Below are 591 nucleotides of genomic sequence, written 5' to 3'. Positions count from 1 at the left end.
TTTTTAAAGTATTGATAGATTTGTAAAGATTTTTTCTAGCATCAAGGTAGGTATCATTGAGGCTTTCTTTATCTAAGATAAATATTTTAGTAAAATCATTTTTATAGCCTAGATTGTTTGTAGCAGTGGTTTGGGTGAAAAGTTCTTCCTTTTTGTAATTTATAGCTATAGAATTCTCACATTGATATAAAGCTTTTAAGTATGCTATAGATGAATTTTTATTGATTTTGTTTATATCTTCATTGCTTAAAAAAGTAAGTCTTGTTATAAATGCTTCTTTCATTTATTTTTTCTTAAAATTAAATTTTTATAAACTATAATGTTTTTTAACATAAAAGATTCTTAAAATTAAGTTTGATAATGAAATCTTTACTATAAATAAATATTTCCATCATTTATATATTTAAAAAATATTAATATAAAAGGAGAGCTGCATGCAAACCCTAAAAACCAACTTATTTTTTTGCGTTTTACTCCCGTGCTATAACATTTAAAAAAATAAGCTTGTAATAAACAAAGAACTATAAAAGGTGCAAAAAGTGTTAAATAGCAAATCCAACCAAATAAAAATCCTATGCAAATATATATACG

Annotated in this window: 1 protein-coding gene; it reads right to left on the bottom strand. The window is 22.8% G+C overall.

Annotation, left to right across the window (positions count from 1 at the left end; translation table 11 throughout):
• A partial coding sequence (locus H2280_RS08440) for a hypothetical protein (RefSeq protein ID WP_337216260.1) occupies positions 1–283 on the bottom strand: 283 nt, incomplete at its 3' end.
• Positions 284–591 lie beyond the last annotated feature (308 nt).

The organism is Campylobacter sp. 2457A (assembly GCF_020135895.1).
Taxonomy (GTDB): domain Bacteria; phylum Campylobacterota; class Campylobacteria; order Campylobacterales; family Campylobacteraceae; genus Campylobacter_D; species Campylobacter_D taeniopygiae.
The sequence above is the reverse complement of the archived record's forward strand: the minus strand, read 5'-3'. Positions and strand labels throughout refer to the sequence as shown.